Origin of the sequence: Muricoccus harenae (assembly GCF_009848505.1) — a bacterium.
Taxonomy (GTDB): Bacteria; Pseudomonadota; Alphaproteobacteria; order Acetobacterales; family Acetobacteraceae; genus Roseomonas; species Roseomonas harenae.
Genome location: NZ_WWDL01000092.1, coordinates 1 through 1,258, shown reverse-complemented (window position 1 = coordinate 1,258; position 1,258 = coordinate 1). Strand labels below are relative to the sequence as shown.

Annotated in this window: 1 tRNA gene and 1 pseudogene; one reads left to right on the top strand and one right to left on the bottom strand. The window is 62.6% G+C overall.

Annotated features, from left to right (window positions below):
* The first annotated feature begins 48 nt into the window (after positions 1 to 48).
* Positions 49 to 125: transfer RNA gene (locus tag GSE44_RS25035), tRNA-Met, on the top strand.
* A 59-nt stretch (positions 126 to 184) separates the two neighbouring features.
* Here the strand turns inward: GSE44_RS25035 and GSE44_RS26430 are convergent.
* Positions 185 to 1,210, bottom strand: a pseudogene (locus GSE44_RS26430) (cation diffusion facilitator family transporter).
* Positions 1,211 to 1,258 lie beyond the last annotated feature (48 nt).

Below are 1,258 nucleotides of genomic sequence, written 5' to 3'. Positions count from 1 at the left end.
GCCACCAGACCGGATCAGATGATACTCCCGACGGACCCATAACACCCACGCGGGGTGGAGCAGCCCGGTAGCTCGTCAGGCTCATAACCTGAAGGTCACAGGTTCAAATCCTGTCCCCGCATCCAAATCAGCCAACCTAAAACGCCCCGGACATAACGCCGGGGCGTTTTGCGTTCGAGGCACTTTAGGCCGGCAGCGCGCCAGCGTGCTCCACGGTTCCAAGTTGCGGACGAAGGAACACCCGGGTGATTTCGGGATGTGATGCCTCCACCCGCCGCGTCAGCTCAGAAGCCGCAGTTTCGATGGCTCCGCCGGGAAGATCATCACGGAAGTCGATGGTCACGGCGAGGACCACCTCGGAGGGGCCGAGATGGAGGCTCAGCAACTCCTCCACGGAGGCGACCCGCGGATCGTTTTCCAACATGGATCGCACCTGCTGGATGATCACGGGCGAAGCGGCCTCGCCCGTCAGCAAGCTTCGCGTCTCATTTGCCAGGAACGTAGCTGTGAGAACCAGCAGTAAGCCGATTCCGATGGAGGCGACGCCGTCGAGCATTGGCATGTCCAGCCATTCGGCAAGCAGCAATCCGACGAGAGCAATGGCGAGCCCAATGAGCGCAGCCGCGTCCTCAAGCAGCACCGCGAAGACGCTGGGGTCCTTGCCGCGCCGGAGGGCAGACCATGAGGGCTCGCCAACATGCTTCTTGTGGAACTCGCGCCAGGCGACGCGAAAGGACAGCGCCTCGAAGAATACGCAGGCGCCGAGCACAACGAAGTTGATCTAGGCGCTCTCGACCGGCTCCGGCTGGACGATCTTGCGCCAGCCCTCATAAATCGAGAAGGCGCCACCGAGCGCGAAGATCAGCAACGCGACCACGAGGGCCCAGAAGTACAGTTCCATCCCATGGCCGAAGGGATGCCGCGGCGTCGGCGGCCGCGCGGCACGCTTGATGCTGAGGAGCAAGAGGGTCTGGTTCCCGGTATCCACAGTCGAGTGGACCGCCTCGCTCATCATCACGCTGGAGCCGGTCCAAAGGGCGGCCGCGAATTTCGTTATGGCAATCGCGAGATTGCCGACCAGAGCGGCATAGATGACCTTCTTCGAGCCGCTCTGCGCTGCCGTCCGGTACCTCCTAGTGGTTTGAGTTAGAAGTGTTCTGACATGCTGGGCGGGGTGTAAGGTCGGGCGTCTCTGATGGGAGGCGCCCATGTCATGTGGCCCGAAAGCGGCAGCGGTAGTGCTGACGGAGGAGGAGCG